This is a genomic window from Natronomonas gomsonensis (assembly GCF_013391635.1).
Lineage (GTDB): Archaea > Halobacteriota > Halobacteria > Halobacteriales > Haloarculaceae > Natronomonas > Natronomonas gomsonensis_A.
In genome coordinates, this window is the sequence record NZ_JACAWU010000001.1 from 538248 (window position 1) to 554928 (window position 16681).

Below are 16681 nucleotides of genomic sequence, written 5' to 3' on the forward strand. Positions count from 1 at the left end.
TTCGAGCGGCTTAAGTTACACTTCGGGACGCCGTCACACGGCGGACGACGCCGTCTCACACTTCGACCGTCTCGCCCAACTCGGGCGCTTGCGCGTCGTGGCCCTCCGATTCCAGTTGCCCGGCGAACCACGCACAGGAGTCGCCGTGATTGACCAGAAGCGGCGTCCCGCGGTACGCTTCGAGGAACGACCGCAGGCCGTCGCGGTCGGCGTGGGCGGAGAAGTCGTAGGATTCGACCTGTGCGCTCACTTGCAGGTGTCGACCACCGAGTTCGGCGCTGCCCGTCTCCAGTATCTCCCGACCCGGCGTCCCCTCTACCTGATACCCCGAAAAGCAGAGCTTGTTGACCGGGTTGGCGTGAATCTCGGGGATGTAGGTCATCGCCGGGCCGCCCGAGAGCATCCCCGCCGTGGTGATGATGACCGTCGATTGGTCGGCGATGCGTTTGCGCTGGCCGTCCCGCCCCGTCACGAACCGGGCGTTGGAGTTGGCCTTTCGCATCGCTTCGCCGTCGCGGAGGAACTCGGGATTCTGCCGGAGGAGCCGCGTCACCTCCTTGCCCATCCCGTCGACGTAGCAGTCGATGTCGTGGGCGTCACAGACGAGCATCAACTCTTGGGTCCGACCGATGGCGAAGGCGGGGACGACGACGGTACCGCCCTCCCACAGCGTCGTCCGCACGCTGTCGACGAACCGCGATTCGACGGCTTCCCGGGGTTCGTGTTCCACGTCGGCGTAGGTCGATTCGGTGATGACGACGTCGGCGTCGGGCCGTTCGGTCGTCGGCGAGACGAGGCGCTGAGTTCCGGTGTGGAAATCGCCCGTATACAACAAGCGCGTCTCCCCGTCGTCCACGAGGACGTGGGCGCTGCCGGGGATGTGGCCGGCGTTGAAGAACTCGACGCGGTGGCCGGCCGCCTCGAAGGCTTCGCGGTAGCCGTGGGGCTCCGAAACCTCGGTGACGCGGCGGACGTCCTCCTCGGTGAACGGACACTGTGGGGTTCCGCCGTGGAGTTTCAGCGTGTCGCGGGCCAGCGTCAGGGCGAGTTCGTACGTCGGCGGTGTCCAGTGAATCGGCGGCCGGGCGTCACCGGACAGAAGCGACGGCACCGCGCCGGCGTGGTCAAGGTGGCCGTGGCTGACGACGACCGCCTCGGGGTCGATGTCGCCGATTGGGTACTGCGGCGGCGAGTCGGTCTTGATGCCGAAGTCGAGCAACAGCGCGTCGTTGACGAAGACGGCGCTGCGGCCGACTTCGCCCGCGCCGCCGAGGAACTGGACGTTCACTACGCCGTCGTTGGCGGGCGGGCGGTTTGCCTTCGTCGGTTTTCGCCTCGGAACCGCCAGAGGCAGCCGACGGAGCAGAAGCTATCGGACGAAAGAACACGACCCGTCGGTGGACGCTGTTTCGGAGACAGCCGGCGCTACGCGCTCGCAGTCGATGTCACTCCTCGTCGTCGTCTTTCATTTCGCCAAGACGGTCGATGAGCGTCTCCTCGTCGTCGAACTCGAAGTTCACGTCACCGTCGTGGTCCTTCTCGTGGACGTTGACGGCTTCCGAATCGTCGGTCTCGACGTTCTGGTCCTTCTGCTCGGATTCATCGTAACTACCGAAGCCCATATACTCGATAATACGTGCCCGCCACGGAAAAGCGTCGGGATACCGCCCCCGGATGACATCGGGCTCCGTGTCACACCGTCGCGTATCGTCACTGTAACCACCTAACACCGGCGTCCGCGAGCGCTTAACACGCTACGACCACTACGACCGAACGAGAACGACCCCGCTATGTCTCAGCAAAAATCCGATTACATCGACGAGACGGAAATCGAACGCGAACTCGACGGTACACCCGACGAGGACGCCATCGAGACGACCGTCGAGAGCCTCGAAGCCAACGGATTCGACGTCGTGGTCGTCGACACCGCCGACGAGGCACTCGAAACGCTCCAGTCACACATCCCCAGCGGCGCCTCGGTGATGAACGGCCACTCGACGACGCTCGAAGAAGTCGGGTTCGTCGAGTACCTCTCGGAGGGAACGCACGACTGGGAGAGCCTCCCGGATCGGATTTGGAGCATCGACGACGACGCCGAACGACAGGCCGCTCGGCGCGATTCCCAGACCGCCGACTACTTCCTCGGCGGCATCAACGCCATCGCCCAGACCGGCGAGTTGGTCGCGGCGGACCGCTCGGGGAGCCGTATCGGCGCCTACCCCTTCGCCGCGAGCAACGTCGTCATCGTCAGCGGCGTGAACAAAATCGTCCCGACGCTCGAGGACGCACTGGACCGACTCGAATCCGTCGCCTACCCGCTGGAGAACGAACGCGCGAAGGAGGCCTACGGCGTCGAGTCGGCCGTCGCGAAACAGCTCATCTTCCGGCAGGAACTCGAAGAGGGTCGGACCACGGTCGTGCTCGTCCGCGAGCAGTTGGGGTACTAAGCGGCGTTCTCGGCTCCGTTCTTTGTCATTCGCTCTTCCAGCGGCGCAGTTGGAACTCCGCGTATCCGCCGTAGGCGAACTCCAGGGCGCCGAGCCACCAGTTCCACCGTTCGGCGGGACTGCCTTCGGGGGCGTCGGCCAACTGGACGACGACGTGTTCGGGCGTGAGTTCGACGTCGGCATCCTCGACGTAGCGGCCGCTGTCGGCGAGGTCGCGGGCGTGTCGTGCGACTGCACGGCGTTCGGCCTCGTCGCCCCCGAACGTCTCCAGGCCGGCCGCCAGTGCCTCGGCGTCGAACTCATCCATCGTGGCCCCGACGTAGAACCGCCGCCGACTTGAACGCATGGGGCGGAATACGGCGACTGGCGGTGACCCCAGCATACAAGCCTCAGCGCTCGGCAGGAGGAGTCATGACAGACGTCGAACCACACGACGTGCCCGAGGCGGCCGTCGCGATGCTCCAGCAGTACCTCGAAAACGAACACGAGTTCCTCTCGTGGCTCGGGTTCACCGTCGAGGAGTTCGAAACGGGGCGGATGGTGGGTACCATCCCCTTCGACGACAAACTCACGAATCCGACCGACCCGCCGACGGTGCAGGGCGGGGTCGCCTCGACGCTCATCGACGTGGTCGGCGGCATCGCGCTGCGGCCGTATCTCACCGACCCGCTGGACGACGACATCGCCACCATCAACCTCAACGTCAACTACCTACGACCGGCGGCGGGCGATTTGACGGCGACGGCGGAGGTCATCCGCGCCGGCGGGTCCGTCGGCGTCTCCTACATCGAAGTCGTAAGCGAGACGCCCGACGGCTCCGAGGAACTCATCGCGGTCGGACAGGGCGCCTACCGGCTGTTCCGGAGTTAGGCAGCCGGCCGGTTGCGAGCGAACAGCCACAGCGAACACAGGAAGGCGATGGCGACGGCACCGACGAGGATGCCGAAGGCGACTCGGTAGCCGAACTCGGTGTAGGTGACCGAGCCGGCGACGACCTCGTCGGTCCGGTAGGCGTCGAGTGCCAGCCCCATCAGCGTCGGGAACAGCGCGCCGCCGACGAAGCCGGCGGTGTTGACCACCGCCGTCGCGACGCCGCTGGCACCCGCCGGATACCGCTCCTTGACGATGGTGAATCCGAGCAACGCGCCGCCGAAGAGCAACCCCGAGAGGAAGTACGCGACGGCGACGGCGGCCAGCGGCGGTTTGCCGAACACCGGAATGATGGAGAGACCGACGGTGAGCAGGCCGAGCGAGACGACCATCGGGAGGATACGGCGCTCGATGGCGTCCGAAAGCCGGCCGAGCAGCGGCGGGCCGAACAGCGAGCCGACGCTGCCGAGAAGCGTGTAGTAGGAAGCCGTCGTCACGTCGAGTCCGTAGACGACCACGAGATACGGGATCCCCCACAGGCCGAGCAGCGTCAGGAGCATCCCCATCGCCGCGAAGAAGACGAACGAGACCAGCCACTGGTCGAGGTCGACCAGCAGTCGCCGGAGGTGGGCGCCCGTCTCCCGGAGCGTCACGGAGGGCTGTTCTGGCACGCCCTGGATGGGGTCGAGGCCTGCATCGGCGGGCGATTTCCGAACGAAGACGAACACCCCGAGGCCGCCCGCGAAGCCGACGGCACCGAGCGCGAGCAGCGTCGGTCGCCAGCCGACGGCTTCGGCGGCCAGTGCCAGCGGCGTCGTCGCCAAAATCGCACCGAGGCCGGCCATCGCCCCCGTGAGACCGGTCATCGTCGCGAACTCGCCGGCGCGAAACCAGTTCGCGGAGAACCGGAGGATGGAGACGAAGATGACGCCGCTGCCGGTTCCGATGAGCGCCCGCGAGAGGAGCGCCGCGCCGTAGCCGTCCGCGAGTGCGAACGCGACGGCGCCGGTGCTGAGAACGGCCGCTCCGGCGCTGCCGACGTAGCGCGGACCGTAGCGGTCGGCCAACACGCCGGTCGGAATCTGGATGAGCGCGTAGATGTAGAAGAAGGAGGCGTGCAGCGTCCCGAGTTGGGCGGCCGTCGTCCCGAAATCCGCGGTGAGCTGTTCGGAGAGAACGGCCGTCGAGAGCCGGTGGAGGTTGACGAGCAAGAACACCGTCGCGAGCGCACCGAAGGCGAGCCATCGACGCTTCGTCGGGTCGGTGAGGACGTTCACTCCCGACACGTTTTCGACAGTTCGTCCTAAGTGTTGTGCCGGCGGCGGGCGTCCGGCCGAAGGCGGTCCGACGGGAGGACGCGGTCGACGCTTCGGGCGACGTTGCAGGCGAATCAGGCGAAGGTTATCTCCTCTCGTGCGTGGACTTCGCCGAACAGCCACTCGGCGTGTTCGAGGGCGTACTCGCGGTGGTCGTCCTCGATGTAGCCGACGGCATCTTCGAGGAGAATCGGCCGGTAGTCTCGGAGTCCGGCGCTGCCGGCGGTGTGGAGCACACAGACGTTCGCCAGTGTCCCGCAGATGAGGAGGTCGTCGATGGCGTGGCTCTCCAGCCACCCCTCCAGTTCGGTCTGGTGGAAGGCGTCGTAGGTGTGTTTCACGACGACCAACTCGTCGTCGCGTGGGTCGAGTTCTTCGACCAACTCGGCCTCCCACGACCCTTCGAGGACGTGTTCACCCCAGCGGTCGAACTCGTCGTAGTAGTGGTTGCCCTCGAACTGCTCGGGCGGGTGTACGTCGCGGGTGAAGACGACTGACGCACCCGCGGCGCGGGCGTCGTCCACGAGGTCGACACACGGCTCGATGGCTTCCTCGCTCCCGGGCGCGTACAGTGACCCATCGGGGTGACAGAAGCCGTTCTGCATGTCGACGACGACGGCGGCGGTGCTGTCCGGGTTCAATTGGAGGCTCATGGGTTGCGATTCGGGCGGCGAGCGCAAAACCGTTATCCCGCGGGCGAGGCCACCGGGCTGTCCGACTGCCGTGAACTTTTGCTCGTGGAGGCCGTCGGTGTCGGTAATGAAGCGGCGACCGACGGCTGCGATTGCTCTGGCGGTGCTGCTCGTTCTAGCGGGCTGTTCGGCCGGCTATCAGTCGCCCGCGCCCGAACCCGCCCCACCGCCCGACGACGAGCAGTTGGGCTACTACGACGGCTACTGGCACAACGACACCTTCGAGTTCGACGCTTCCGACGGACTCACGGAGGGTCAACAGGAGGCGGTCGTCTCGCGGGCGATGGCACGCGTCCAACTGCTGCGGAATCAGCGCTTCGAGGAGCGCGTCGACGTCGACATCATCTCTCGGCGGGAGTACCGCGAGGAGTTCGGCAACGTCACCACGCCGACGCCCGGCGAGAATACTCGCATCTTGCAGAACACCCAGTACGAGGCGCTGTTGCTGGTCGGGTCGGACCGCGACAGCGTCGACGTACGGCGGGGGAACCGCGGCGACAACGTCCTCGGGTTCTACCAACCGGGAAGCGAACGACTCGTCATCGTCAGCGAGTCCGACCCCGCGACGCTGGAGGGCGAACTCACGCTGGCCCACGAACTCGTCCACGCCCTGCAGGACCAGCGGTTCAACCTCTCGTCGCTGCCCACCGGAACGATGGACACGGTCAACGCTCGCAACGGCCTCGTCGAGGGCGACGCGACGGTTGTCGAGAACGCCTACCGCCGCAACTGCGAGAGCGGCGAGTGGGAGTGTGTCAGCGTCGATACGGGTAGCTCGGCCGGCGCCCCCGGGGAGAACTTCCACTTCGGCGTCTACTACGCGGGCTTCTTCCCGTACTCCGAGGGGCCGTCGTTCGTCAATCACCACCGCGAGCGCGGCGGATGGGGTGAAATCGACGACATGTACGGCGACGTCCCCGACACCAGCGCAGAGATAGTGTATCCCCGCACCTACGGCACTGACGACTACGGAACGGCAACGGTCGCCGACCGAACCGACGAGGAGTGGAACCGCGTCGCCCCGACGAACGGCCCCGACTACGCGACGGTCGGACAGGCCGGCCTCGTCTCGATGTTCGCCTACACGCTCGCCGACGACTACGACCGCGAGAACGCGCTCATCGACAGCGGAGCCTTCTACAACCGCAACGCGACCACCGGGCGACTCGATTCGACCCGGCCGTTCACCTACGACGTCTCCTACGCCGAGGGGTGGTACGCCGACCGACTCCACGCCTACGCCGCCGGCGACGAAACCGCCTACGTCTGGAACGTCACGTTCGACGACCGGGCCAACGCCACCGAGTTCCACGGGGGCCACGCCGACCTGCTGGAGTACTGGGGCGCCGAGACCGTCGAAACCCGCGAGGAGTCGACCGTCTGGCGGTTCACCGCCGCCGACAGCCCCTTCGACGGCGCGGTGTGGGTCGAGCGGGACGGCCGGTCGGTGACGGTCGTCCACGCACCGACCGTCGACGACCTCGGCGACGTGTACGCACCGGCCGACGGCTGATTGGACGGCGACAGCGACACTCCGGCGGACAACGACTACCTTTTTCGACGTGCCCCACGAGTCACCGATATGTTCGACATCGTTCCGGAGTCCGCCATCGTCGAGGGCCGGGCGACGGACGCCTACTTCCTGCGGACAGAGGAGGCGCTGGAACACGCCGGTCGGAACCCCGAAGTCGTCGCGGAAGTGACCGCAGACCAGTTCGCCACCGGCGCCTTCGAGGTGTTCGCGGGCGTGAGAGACGCCGCGAACCTACTGGCGGGCTACGACGTGGACGTAGACGCCCTGCCGGAGGGGACGCTGTTCGACGGCGGCCCCGTGATGCGCATCGAGGGGCCGTACCTGGAGTTCTGTCGGCTCGAAACGTCGCTTCTGGGCTTTCTCTCTCACGCCTCCGGCATCGCGACGGCGGCACTGGAGGCGCGGCGGGCCGCTCCCGACAGTTCGATTCTGAGTTTCGGCGCCCGCCACGTCCACCCCTCTATCGCCACCGTCGTCGAGCGGAACGCGCTGTTGGCCGGCCTCGACGGCTTCTCCCACGTCGCCGCCGGCGACCAGCTCGACCGGACCGCGTCGGGGACGATGCCGCACGCGCTGATGATATGTTTCGGTCCCGGGAATCAGGAGGAGGCCTGGCGGGCCTTCGACGAGGCGGTCGACGAGGAGATTCCCCGCATCGCACTGTGTGACACCTACGACGACGAGGCCGACGAGGCGGTTCGCGCCGCGGAGTTGGGCTTCGACAGCGTCCGCCTCGATACGACCGGCTCTCGGCGCGGCGACTTCCGGCACATCATCCGCGAGACCCGCTGGGAACTCGACGCCGAGGGCCACGAGGACGTCGAGATATTCGTCAGCGGCGGCATCACGCCCGAGACGATTCGGGAACTGCGCGACGTGGCCGACGGCTTCGGCGTCGGCAGTTACATCTCCAACGCCGACCCGGTGGATTTCGCCCTCGACATCGTCGAAATCGAGGGCGAACCGGCCGCCAAGAAGGGCAAACTCTCGGGGACGAAATCGGTGTACCGGACGCCCGACGGCGGCCACCACGTCGCCTTGGCCGACGAACCGGGGCCGACCGACGGCGAGTCGCTGTTCGAACCGCTCGTCCGCGACGGCGAGGTCGTCGCCGAGTTCGACCTCGATGCGGCCATCGACCGCGCGGCGGCCGACGCCCGACGCGTCGGCTTCCGGGCCGCCGAGTGAGTCGCCGCTCGGACCACCGAATCCCTTAAACGGGCGACTCGCCTACCGACGAACGGCAGAGGAAGCCCGGTCCCCGTGGGTTCGCCCTCGACGGCTTCGCCGTTCCGGCGTTTCGCGCCGTGGGCGCGCGTGTCGGCGGCTATGCCGCCGATTTATAACGTGCCGTGGGCACGCTCATGAGGAAAGTCCCCCCACCCTCCGGGCAGGTGACCGGGCGCAAGCCCGGAGCGGGAGACCGCTGGCACTGGAACAGAAACGAGACCACTTCCGCCGAGCGATGAGGCGCGAGGGCCGCCGACGGCGGCTCTCGGCGCTTGCGGCCCCGCCGCGAGCGCGCGAACCGACCCGTAAGGGAAGGGAGTTGACCCGCCGAGCGCGCGTGGTCGTTAGACCGCGAGTAGACGCGGAAGAACGGATGGAACGGCGAATCCTCACCGGTGCAAGCCCGTCGCACTTGGTAGCCCGGAGACGCGACGGGTGCTCAGCCGAATGCCGGGTGAAAACAGAAGGGGGCTTACTACCCTCAGCCACTACGCGAACAGCGGCGGCCCTGCCGAGAGTCGGCGCTTCGCCCCGCCGAACCGGTCGAAACTGTCTTTTATTTCACACGCGTCCGTCGAGTCGATGAATCGTCGGTGGTGTGCCGTCGCTGTCGCGCTGTTGCTCGCCCTGTCGGGGTGTGTCGGACCGATAAATCCGGACGTTCTCGAACACACCGACAACTGGGACGGCGACCCCGACAACCACTGGCGCTCGGACGTCATCACGGTCAGCTACCAACCACCGGCCGGCGACGACCGCGACTACCGACGGCTGGTCCACCGCGCGGCGGCCTACTGGACCGAGAACAGCCAGCGGTACGCGGGCTATGACGTGGGGCTACAGGTGGTCGACTCCGCCGAGGACGCCGACATCCGCGTCCGATTCGTCGAGCGCGTCTCCGAGTGTGGCGCCCACAGCGACGAACACACCGCCGGCTGTGCGCCCGTTCTGACCGACGCCCGGCAGGTCGACCGGCCGGTCGACGTGCGGGTCCGCACCGGTCTCTCCGGCGATTCGACCGTCCAGGTGCTGAAACACGAGTTCGGACACACCCTCGGGTTGCGCCACGGTGATGCCCCACAGGAAGTCATGCAGGCGTACTCGTCGTTGAACACCGTCCCGAAGCCGAACGCGACCGACCGCGCGCTGCCCTGGCGGACGAACGACCTCCTCGTGTACGCCGACTACGAGTCGCTGCCGGAGGCCGACCGCGAGGAAGCCAGACGGCAGGTCCGGGCCGCACTCGGCTACTACGCCGACGGCGCCGACGGCACCGTCCCTGAGAACGTGACGTTCTACGCCGCCGATTCGCGCGAATCGGCCGACATCGTCATCGAGTTCGGCGAGACGACCTCGTGTCGAACCGGCCCGGGGTCCTGCGGTACCCTCTCGGGCGGCGACGAGGACGGCGACGGCGCCCTGGAGTACTACGACTCGCTAACTATCGTGTTGGCCGACCTCGATGTCGACGTAATCGGCTGGCACGTCGGCCGGTGGCTGGGAACCGGGTTCGGACACACCGACGACAGCGAGTACCCCGAACCGCTCAGAGAGAGCGCGAGCTACGAGGAACGGCGGAGCGCGTGGTGGGAGTAGCTTCGACGACGACCGGTATTGAATTTCGAACTCCGACGAACGTTTATACGCACGGAGTGAAACTTGCTTGACAGACGCGGAGTGCTACCATGGAACACGTACTACCCGGCGGGCGACTCTCCCCACTGCCCGACGCCACCGAAGCCCAACGGAAACTCAGTCGGACGGCCTTCGAGTTGATTTCGACCGGGTCGACTCTCCAGCGGGAGACGACGAGTGCCGCCCGCGCGATGACGCACATGCAGTTACACGCCATCGAACGCACGACCGGCGTGGATTCGGGGTGTGTCCACGGAGTCGTCGACGGACGCTTCGACTCGATGCAGGAACTGTCCGACCGCGCCGAAGACCGCTTTCTCACGACGGTGCTGTCGATGAGTCAACTGACGGCGACGTACGCCGAAACGTTCGACGACGCCGTCGCACGGGTGATTCCCTCCGACCCGAACGACGAGCGCGACAGGGACTGACTGCTCGCTACCCCTCGAACCAGAACTGGCCGTCCTCTTGGATTACCTCGCCGTCGACCTCCAGCCGCGAGGCCGACGAAACGTCGGTAATCATGTCGACGTGGACGGCCGATTCGTTGCCCGTCTCGCCGTCGGGGAGATTCGAATCGTAGGCACGGCCGACCGCCATGTGGACGGTGTCGCCCATCTTCTCGTCGAAGAGGATGTTGTCGGTGAAGCGGTCGATGCCGCGGTTCATCCCGATGCCGAGTTCGCCGAGGCGTCGAGCGCCGGGGTCGGTGTCCAACACCGACTGGAGGGCGTCCTCGCCCTGTTCGGCCGAAAAGTCGACCACCTCGCCGTCCTCGAAGACGAGGTGGACGTTCCGAACCCGGCGGGCGTTGATGGTCATCGGCACGTCGAAGAACACCTCGCCTGCGGTGTCGTAGGGGGCGGTGAACACCTCTCCGGAGGGAAGGTTATGGGAGTCGTAGGCCACCGACGCCGCGGAGTTCACCGCGGTCCGACCCTCGATTGACATCGTAATGTCGGTCGACGGCCTGTCCTCCCGTTCCGTGACGAGACGCACCTCGCTGCCGTCGTCGAGGACCTCCTTGACCTTCGCCATCCGTTCGGCCAGCGACTCCCAATCGCGCAGCACGGCGTCGTAGACGAACTCCTGATACTCCTCGTAGGCCATGCCGGCCTGCTGGGCGAGACTCCGGGTGGGGTGGACCGTCGACACCCAGTCGGTGTCCATCCGCGCTTCCCGAACGTCGCTTCGGGCGCGGGTGTAGGCCTGCCGCGTCTCGCTGTCGACGTCCGCCGTCGCCGTCGTGTTGCGGCCGCCGCCCAACCGGAGGTAGCTGTCGGCGTTCTCCACGAGCGCGAGTTCGTGGTCGCCGGCTTCGAAGTCGCCGTCGTGGGCCTTCAGATACGCCCGGGCGAGTTCGTCGGAGCCGTAGGTGGTCACGACGTTGGCACCGACCTCGCCGAGTTTCGCGGCGACGGCGACGCCCAACTCGTGGGCGTCCTCGGCGACGTCGACGAGGACGTCGTCGCCTGCCTCGATTCGTGCGCTCCACTCGACGAGTACCTCGGCGTGTTCGCGTACGCGTTCGTCCATACGTTCACCTCGACCGGGGTGCTAAACGGTCTTTCCGTCCACACGCATCTCGACCCCGGTCACCTCGAAGCGAGCACCGCCGTCGGCGCCTTCGGTCACCTCGATGTCCCACCCGTGGGCGGTGGCGATGCGCTCGACGATTCGGAGTCCGAAGCCCGTCCCCGTCTCGCTGGTCGTGTGGCCGGCCTCGAACACCCGGTCGCGTCGCTCCGGCGGGATTCCGGGACCGTCGTCTTCGACGTAGAACCCCTCGCCGCCGTCGAGTACGCCGACGGTCACTGTCGGGGCGTCGCCGGCGTATTCAACCGCATTGCGAAACAGGTTCTCGAACAGTTGCCCGAGGCGACTCGGGTCGGCCTCGAAGGAGCCGTTCGACGCGATTCGGAGAGTCGCATCCCGCGTTTCGACGGTTCGCCACGAGCGGCGAGCGGTCGCACCGAGGTCGACGACCCTGCGCTCGTCGACCGAAGTTCCCTGTCGGGCCAGCGCCAGTAAGTCGTCGATGAGCGACTCCATCCGGTCGTGGGCCTCCTTGACGTACTCGAGGTTGTCGTCGTCGTACTCCTGAAGCGCCAACTCCAGGTGGCCGCTCGCGACCGCGAGCGGATTTCGCAAGTCGTGAGAGACGACGCTCGCGAACTCCTCCAGTTGCTCGTTTTTCCGTTCGAGTTCGGCCTCCCGCTCTTTGAGTTCGGTGATGTCCCGACCCTCGGGGACGAGCAGGGTAACCTGACCGTTTTCGTCGGTGACTGGTCGAAGGGAGAAGTCGGTGATGATTTCCTCGCCGTCGCCGCCGACAATCGGCAGTTCGTCGCGGAAGAACTCGCCGTTTTGTGCCCGTTCAACTGCCTCTCGGGCCATCTCCCGGGTGCTGTCGTCGTACTGGAACCACGGCGTATCCCACAGCGGTTTCCCGGTGGCTTCCTCGCGAGTCGCATCGACGAACTCGAGTGCCGCATCGTTGGCCTCGATGAGCGTCCCGTCGGGTTCCATCAGTCCCGTGAACTGGAAGGTCTGGTTGAAGATGGCGTCGTATCGCTGTTCACGCTCGGCGCGGTCCAGCGCCGCCGTCGTCGTCGCTGCCAGCATCTCCGCGAACGCCTGCTCTTCCTCACCGAACTGCTCGGGATTGAGCGAGGAGGTGATGAACACCCCGTGGTCGCCGAGGGGGTAAACCAACCCGCTCCGAATCGGGGAGTCGATATCGAGGGCGCCGTCGGCGTCGGTGTCCTCGATGAGTCGGGACTCCCCGGACTCGAAGACCTCCCAGGCGAGCGTGTCGCCGTAGTCGGCACTCGAACGGTCGTAGTCGGGAGTCTCACCGACGTGTTCGCGCACCGCATCCGTCACGGCGGCGGCCCGGAGCGTTCCGTCACCGTCGTCGAGGTGGATACCGCTGAGCGGCAACTCGAGGGTCTCCTCGGCCGTTTCGACCGCGATGTGTGCGATTTCGGTCGGCGTTCCCGCACGTATCAGTTCGCGAGTCCGGCGGTGCAGTTCGTGTAGCCGATCTTCGCGGCGTTTCCGGTCGGTGATGTCCTGTGCCGTCCCCCTGATTCGAAGGGCACCGTCCGCACCTCGCTGTGGGTCACCCCTGATTTGGAGCCACCGGAACGCCCCGTCGTCGGCACGACCACGAACTTCGATGTCGAACGGCTCTCCGTCGGTGATTGCCTCCTCGATAGCCCGTCGAACGTGAGGGCGGTCGTCCGGATGATAGCGCTCGAGCGTCGCCTCGGGGTCGGGGGCGAAATCGAGCGGGACACCGAGGATGCGCCGAATCTCGTCGGTCCAGCGGAGTTCCTCGGCCTCGACGTCGTACTCCCAGCCGCCGATGTGAGCGATTCGCTGCGTCCGCTCCAGCAGGTCGTTTTTCCGCTCGATTTCGGCCTCCCGCTCGCGCTGGTCGGTGATGTCGCGGATGCTGACGAGCACTCTCGTCCGTCCGTCGATTTCGGCGGGCTTCAGCGTCGCCTCGACGCGGACGGACGTACCGTCGCGCCGTTTGTTGACCCACTCGACGGTCTGTGACCCCTCCTCGACGGTCTCCCGGAGCAGTTCGTGGGCGCGGTCGGCGGTGTATCCCTCCTGTTGCCCGCCGACCTCTTCGCTCGTTCGGCCGATGAGTTCTCCCCGCGAGTAGCCCGTGAGTTCGCAGTACCGCTCGTTGACGTCGAGGAATCGCCCGGTTTCGGGGTCGCGAACCGACATCGCGACGGCCGCCTTCTCGAACACTTCCCGATAGTTCGTCTCCGAACGGTGCCGAGAGACGAGGTCCTCGATGCGCCCCAGCAGGCGCTCGTGGTCGCGGCCCTCGCCCTGTTTGGGCACGTAGGCGTCGACGAAAGACGGAATCGATTCGTCGGCCGTCCGTTCGCCCACGTCATCGGTAAACAGCACGAGCGGGACCCCGGTGCCCTCCTCACGAACGGCTTCCAAGAGTTCGGACGCGTTCGGATCCGAAATCGCACAGTCACACACCACGCAGTCGGCGAGCTCAGTCGACAGCGCGTCGACGGACCCCGAATCGACGGTCGTCACCCGAAGGCTCTCGCGTGCGGATTCGAGTCGCCTCGATATGTCGTCAGCAGACGGTGGCCCGCTGTCGACGTACAGAACGTGAATCGTTCCCCCACCCATAGTCAGCACTATCGGTTTGAGACCATTAAAACGCGCGCTCGTAATCACGGCGTGAAAACGCCTCTCGACACCTCTATTGCAGTTTTAGAGGTTTGTAAGAAACCGGAAGGCTAGTCGTCTGCGGGCGTCGGCGCCGCGTCCATCTCGGTGTCTTCGGCGTAGGGGTACCACGTCATCTTCGTGTTGCCGAGGTAGGGGTCCTCGTAGGAGGTCTCCTCCGGTTCGGCCATCCCGGTGAGTTCGTCATCCTCGTGTCGAGCGATGAAATCGCGGAACGACTCACCGTCTTCGCGTTCGGACTCGTAGACCCGGAGCAGGTTGTCGATGTACCCCGGCACCTCGTCGGCGGCGACGCGCATCTCGACCCAGTCGGCGAACTGCGGGTTCTCGCCCAAGCCGCCGCCCAGTCCGATGTCGAAGGCCTCGACGGGTTCGCCGTCCTTGCGGGTCTTCATCCCGCGCAGGGAGATGTCGGCGATTTGCGGTTGGGCACAGGAGGCCGTACAGCCCGAGAGGTGGATGTGGAAGTCCTCGACGCCGTCGGGAACTTCGACGTTCTCCTTGAGCCAGCGAGCGTACCGGACCATCCGATTCTTCGTCTCGACGATGGAGAGGGAACAGTACTCGGTGCCCGTACAGGCGATAGAGCCGCGCATGAACGGGTGGGGGTCCGGCGAGTACTCATCCAGAAGTGGTTCGTCGAGGAACTCCTCGAGGTCATCCTCGGCGATGTCGGCGACGATGAGGTTCTGGCGCTGGGTGATGCCGATCATCTTCGAGCCGTACTCCTCGGCGAGGTCCGCGAGTTCGATGACGTCGTCGGCCGACTGGCGGCCGACGAGCACGGAGAGTCCGACGAAGTACTGGCCGTCGTTCTGTTCGTGGACGCCGATGTAGTCGCCGGGTTCGTCGGCCTTGCCGGCGTTGTAGTTGTACTGCTCTCGGAGGTTCTCCCCCGCCGTGGGGAGTTCGTACTCCATGTACTCCTCCTGGAGGACGCGGCGGAGCTTCTCGGGGCCCCACTCGTCGACGAGGAACTTGATGCGGGCGTTGAAGCGGTCTTCGCGGTCGCCGTGGTCGCGGAACAGCGCCGAGATGCCGGCCGACACGTCGGTGACGTTCTCGGGGCGGGCGAACACGTCGATGTCGCGGGCGAAGCGCTCCTCCTTCCGGGAGAGGCCGCCGCCAACGAGCGTGTTGAAGCCCTTGACTTCCTCGCCGTCTATTTCCTTGACCGCCGGCTCGAACGCGAGGTCGTTGATATCGCCCTGTCCGGAGCCGCGGGTGTCGCCGGTGACAGAGACCTTCCACTTCCGCGGGAGGTTCGAGAAGTCGTCGTTGCCCTTGAACTCCTCGTGGAGTTCCTGGATGACGGGCCAGGCGTTCAGGTGTTCGTCGGCGTCTCGGCCCGCGACGGGTGAGCCGACGATGTTGCGCCAGGAGTCGCCGCAGGCCTGAATCGTCGAGAGGTCGTGTGCCTCGAGTTTCTCGAAGATGTCGGGGATGTCCTGCAGTTGAATCCAGTGGAGTTGGATGGACTGTCTGGTCGTCCAATCGCAGTAGGCGTCGCCGAACTCGGGGTTCTCGACCGGTCCGGTGGCGTACTCCGTTGCGATTTCGCCGACGACCCGGAGTTGTTCGGGCGTCAGCCGACCGTTCGGCGTTCCGATGCGCATCATGAAGTACGACTCCTGGCCCTTCCGCTGGTGGTACAGTCCCCACCATTTGAACCGCTCGAACCAGGCGTCGCGTTCGTCTTCGGGGATGGAACTCCATCCCGCTTCGGCGAACTGGAGGAGGTGGTCCCGGATTTCCGTCCCGTAGACCTCGTCCTTCCAGCCCTCGACCTTGCTCGGCATATCCGTACCCTACGCTCCCATCCATATACCACGCCCCCTCTCGTCAAGCCTCCCCGCGTCTCACCCCTTCCGGAGAAAATCACCGCTTTCTCGTGTTCGCCACTACTCGGGTGGGCGGGCCAAGCGTCGCCGCCGCTCCGGGACGTGGACGCTCGTGGTATCGACGGGGTAGAACCGGCCCGATTCCGGGTCGACGACCCGCCCCAAGGTCAGCCAATCGGTGACGCCGCTTTCGCCGCAGTCGATACACTGGCCGGCGATACGGCCCTCGACGTTCGGGTGGTCGACGCCGATTTCGACGAACCCCTCGGCGAGGAAATCGGCCATCTCACAGGAACAGAACTCCTGTCGGGCGAGCCACCAGAGGTCGCTGACGTTCACCTCGCGTGCGTCGTTGACGCTGAGCCACGCGCCGTCGTCGAGCTGGTGGACGGAGGTCGGCATACCCGGAGTCAGACCCCGCGTGCGTGTAAGACCGTCGACCGCCACAGCCGTTGCCGAGCGTCCGGAGATTCGGTGACGGTGCTCAAGCGAGTGATTCGGCCGCCTTCGTGCGCTTTCGTTCGAACAGCGCCGTCGGAGAAAGGGGCAGTACCGTCCGCAACACGGGAGCCCGGGTAGGGATTACGGGCTGAGAGTCCCTTATACGGGTGGCTGTAGTACGGAGCGACGATGACAGACCGACAGCGCGAGGGGACGCGTCAGCACACCTCCGCGGACGTGGCTCCCGAGCTGTACGAGGAGGATTCACGATGAGTAGGCAACTCGAAGACACGCCGGAAGACGAAGAGATAGACACCAGCCACCTCGACGACGTGCAGGACGGCTGCGGCTGTACCGAAATCTGGGAGCACATGTCGGACGAACGCGACGAGCGCGACGACTAACATCCGTGGCGAGACTGCCACGTAGCGGCTCGGAA

16 protein-coding genes and 1 other RNA gene are annotated in these 16681 nt (G+C 66.1%); 8 read left to right on the forward strand and 9 right to left on the reverse strand.

What is annotated here, in order from left to right; translation table 11 throughout:
* Window positions 1-55: 55 nt before the first annotated feature.
* Together HWX69_RS02980 and HWX69_RS02985 are read right to left on the reverse strand one after the other, a co-directional pair.
* Window positions 56-1288 (reverse strand): MBL fold metallo-hydrolase, encoded by a 1233-nt coding sequence (locus HWX69_RS02980; protein ID WP_178915629.1) that lies wholly within the window; start codon window positions 1286-1288, stop codon window positions 56-58.
* A 157-nt stretch (window positions 1289-1445) separates the two neighbouring features.
* Window positions 1446-1622 (reverse strand): DUF5786 family protein, encoded by a 177-nt coding sequence (locus HWX69_RS02985; RefSeq protein ID WP_178915630.1) that lies wholly within the window; start codon window positions 1620-1622, stop codon window positions 1446-1448.
* 168 nt (window positions 1623-1790) lie between these two features.
* On the opposite strand from HWX69_RS02985, the gene HWX69_RS02990 reads away from it, so the two are divergent.
* The gene (locus HWX69_RS02990) at window positions 1791-2447 is read left to right on the forward strand and encodes a lactate utilization protein (RefSeq protein ID WP_178915631.1); all 657 of its coding nucleotides are present in this window, start codon (window positions 1791-1793) and stop codon (window positions 2445-2447) included.
* A gap of 25 nt (window positions 2448-2472) precedes the next feature.
* Here HWX69_RS02990 and HWX69_RS02995 read toward each other — a convergent pair whose 3' ends face one another.
* The gene (locus HWX69_RS02995) at window positions 2473-2754 is read right to left on the reverse strand and encodes a hypothetical protein (protein WP_178915632.1); all 282 of its coding nucleotides are present in this window, start codon (window positions 2752-2754) and stop codon (window positions 2473-2475) included.
* Window positions 2755-2858: 104 nt separating this feature from the next.
* On the opposite strand from HWX69_RS02995, the gene HWX69_RS03000 reads away from it, so the two are divergent.
* Window positions 2859-3317, forward strand: coding sequence for a PaaI family thioesterase (locus HWX69_RS03000; RefSeq protein WP_178915633.1), 459 nt, complete (start codon window positions 2859-2861; stop codon window positions 3315-3317).
* On the opposite strand, the gene HWX69_RS03005 is transcribed toward HWX69_RS03000, so the two are convergent.
* Window positions 3314-4594, reverse strand: coding sequence for an MFS transporter (locus HWX69_RS03005; RefSeq protein ID WP_178916592.1), 1281 nt, complete (start codon window positions 4592-4594; stop codon window positions 3314-3316). The genes HWX69_RS03000 and HWX69_RS03005 overlap by 4 nt on opposite strands.
* Window positions 4595-4707: 113 nt before the next feature.
* Window positions 4708-5286 carry a cysteine hydrolase family protein gene (locus tag HWX69_RS03010; protein WP_178915634.1) on the reverse strand — a complete coding sequence of 193 codons (579 nt, stop codon included), beginning with the start codon at window positions 5284-5286 and terminating at the stop codon, window positions 4708-4710.
* 106 nt (window positions 5287-5392) lie between these two features.
* On the opposite strand from HWX69_RS03010, the gene HWX69_RS03015 reads away from it, so the two are divergent.
* The 5 genes from HWX69_RS03015 (at window position 5393) to HWX69_RS03035 (ending at window position 10155) form a co-directional block, all read left to right on the forward strand.
* Window positions 5393-6838 (forward strand): Hvo_1808 family surface protein, encoded by a 1446-nt coding sequence (locus HWX69_RS03015; protein WP_178915635.1) that lies wholly within the window; start codon window positions 5393-5395, stop codon window positions 6836-6838.
* A 69-nt stretch (window positions 6839-6907) separates the two neighbouring features.
* A complete protein-coding gene (locus HWX69_RS03020) occupies window positions 6908-8047 on the forward strand; it encodes a nicotinate phosphoribosyltransferase (protein ID WP_178915636.1) in 1140 nt (379 codons plus the stop codon).
* Between the two features lie 160 nt (window positions 8048-8207).
* An RNA gene (gene rnpB, locus HWX69_RS03025) (RNase P RNA component) lies at window positions 8208-8576 on the forward strand.
* A 95-nt stretch (window positions 8577-8671) separates the two neighbouring features.
* The gene (locus HWX69_RS03030) at window positions 8672-9685 is read left to right on the forward strand and encodes a matrixin family metalloprotease (RefSeq protein ID WP_178915637.1); all 1014 of its coding nucleotides are present in this window, start codon (window positions 8672-8674) and stop codon (window positions 9683-9685) included.
* An 89-nt stretch (window positions 9686-9774) separates the two neighbouring features.
* Window positions 9775-10155 carry a hypothetical protein gene (locus tag HWX69_RS03035; RefSeq protein WP_178915638.1) on the forward strand — a complete coding sequence of 127 codons (381 nt, stop codon included), beginning with the start codon at window positions 9775-9777 and terminating at the stop codon, window positions 10153-10155.
* Window positions 10156-10162: 7 nt separating this feature from the next.
* Here the strand turns inward: HWX69_RS03035 and HWX69_RS03040 are convergent, their stop codons facing one another.
* The 4 genes from HWX69_RS03040 to HWX69_RS03055 all read right to left on the reverse strand — a co-directional run bounded on the left by HWX69_RS03040 (window position 10163) and on the right by HWX69_RS03055 (window position 16203).
* The gene (locus HWX69_RS03040; protein WP_178915639.1) at window positions 10163-11260 is read right to left on the reverse strand and encodes an aminopeptidase; all 1098 of its coding nucleotides are present in this window, start codon (window positions 11258-11260) and stop codon (window positions 10163-10165) included.
* Window positions 11261-11281: 21 nt separating this feature from the next.
* On the reverse strand, window positions 11282-13900 hold the full coding sequence (locus tag HWX69_RS03045) for a PAS domain S-box protein (RefSeq protein WP_178915640.1): 2619 nt from the start codon (window positions 13898-13900) through the stop codon (window positions 11282-11284).
* A 110-nt stretch (window positions 13901-14010) separates the two neighbouring features.
* A complete protein-coding gene (locus tag HWX69_RS03050) occupies window positions 14011-15759 on the reverse strand; it encodes a nitrite/sulfite reductase (protein ID WP_178915641.1) in 1749 nt (582 codons plus the stop codon).
* Between the two features lie 102 nt (window positions 15760-15861).
* Entirely contained in the window at window positions 15862-16203 is a 342-nt protein-coding gene (locus tag HWX69_RS03055) for a hypothetical protein (protein ID WP_178915642.1), read from the reverse strand.
* Between the two features lie 308 nt (window positions 16204-16511).
* Here HWX69_RS03055 and HWX69_RS18250 point away from each other — a divergent pair, with 308 nt between their 5' ends.
* On the forward strand, window positions 16512-16646 hold the full coding sequence (locus tag HWX69_RS18250) for a hypothetical protein (protein ID WP_255453900.1): 135 nt from the start codon (window positions 16512-16514) through the stop codon (window positions 16644-16646).
* Window positions 16647-16681 lie beyond the last annotated feature (35 nt).

Excerpts from the sequence above, each read along its gene's own strand:
- HWX69_RS03045 (WP_178915640.1), bottom strand. The coding sequence starts at position 13,900 with ATGGGTGGGGGAACGATTCACGTTCTGTACGTCGACAGCGGGCCACCG.
- HWX69_RS03050 (WP_178915641.1), bottom strand. The coding sequence starts at position 15,759 with ATGCCGAGCAAGGTCGAGGGCTGGAAGGACGAGGTCTACGGGACGGAA.
- HWX69_RS03040 (WP_178915639.1), bottom strand. The coding sequence starts at position 11,260 with ATGGACGAACGCGTACGCGAACACGCCGAGGTACTCGTCGAGTGGAGC.
- HWX69_RS03020 (WP_178915636.1), top strand. The coding sequence starts at position 6,908 with ATGTTCGACATCGTTCCGGAGTCCGCCATCGTCGAGGGCCGGGCGACG.
- HWX69_RS03030 (WP_178915637.1), top strand. The coding sequence starts at position 8,672 with ATGAATCGTCGGTGGTGTGCCGTCGCTGTCGCGCTGTTGCTCGCCCTG.
- HWX69_RS03055 (WP_178915642.1), bottom strand. The coding sequence starts at position 16,203 with ATGCCGACCTCCGTCCACCAGCTCGACGACGGCGCGTGGCTCAGCGTC.
- HWX69_RS03035 (WP_178915638.1), top strand. The coding sequence starts at position 9,775 with ATGGAACACGTACTACCCGGCGGGCGACTCTCCCCACTGCCCGACGCC.
- HWX69_RS03010 (WP_178915634.1), bottom strand. The coding sequence starts at position 5,286 with ATGAGCCTCCAATTGAACCCGGACAGCACCGCCGCCGTCGTCGTCGAC.
- HWX69_RS02995 (WP_178915632.1), bottom strand. The coding sequence starts at position 2,754 with ATGGATGAGTTCGACGCCGAGGCACTGGCGGCCGGCCTGGAGACGTTC.
- HWX69_RS18250 (WP_255453900.1), top strand. The coding sequence starts at position 16,512 with ATGAGTAGGCAACTCGAAGACACGCCGGAAGACGAAGAGATAGACACC.
- HWX69_RS02990 (WP_178915631.1), top strand. The coding sequence starts at position 1,791 with ATGTCTCAGCAAAAATCCGATTACATCGACGAGACGGAAATCGAACGC.
- HWX69_RS03015 (WP_178915635.1), top strand. The coding sequence starts at position 5,393 with ATGAAGCGGCGACCGACGGCTGCGATTGCTCTGGCGGTGCTGCTCGTT.
- HWX69_RS02985 (WP_178915630.1), bottom strand. The coding sequence starts at position 1,622 with ATGGGCTTCGGTAGTTACGATGAATCCGAGCAGAAGGACCAGAACGTC.
- HWX69_RS03000 (WP_178915633.1), top strand. The coding sequence starts at position 2,859 with ATGACAGACGTCGAACCACACGACGTGCCCGAGGCGGCCGTCGCGATG.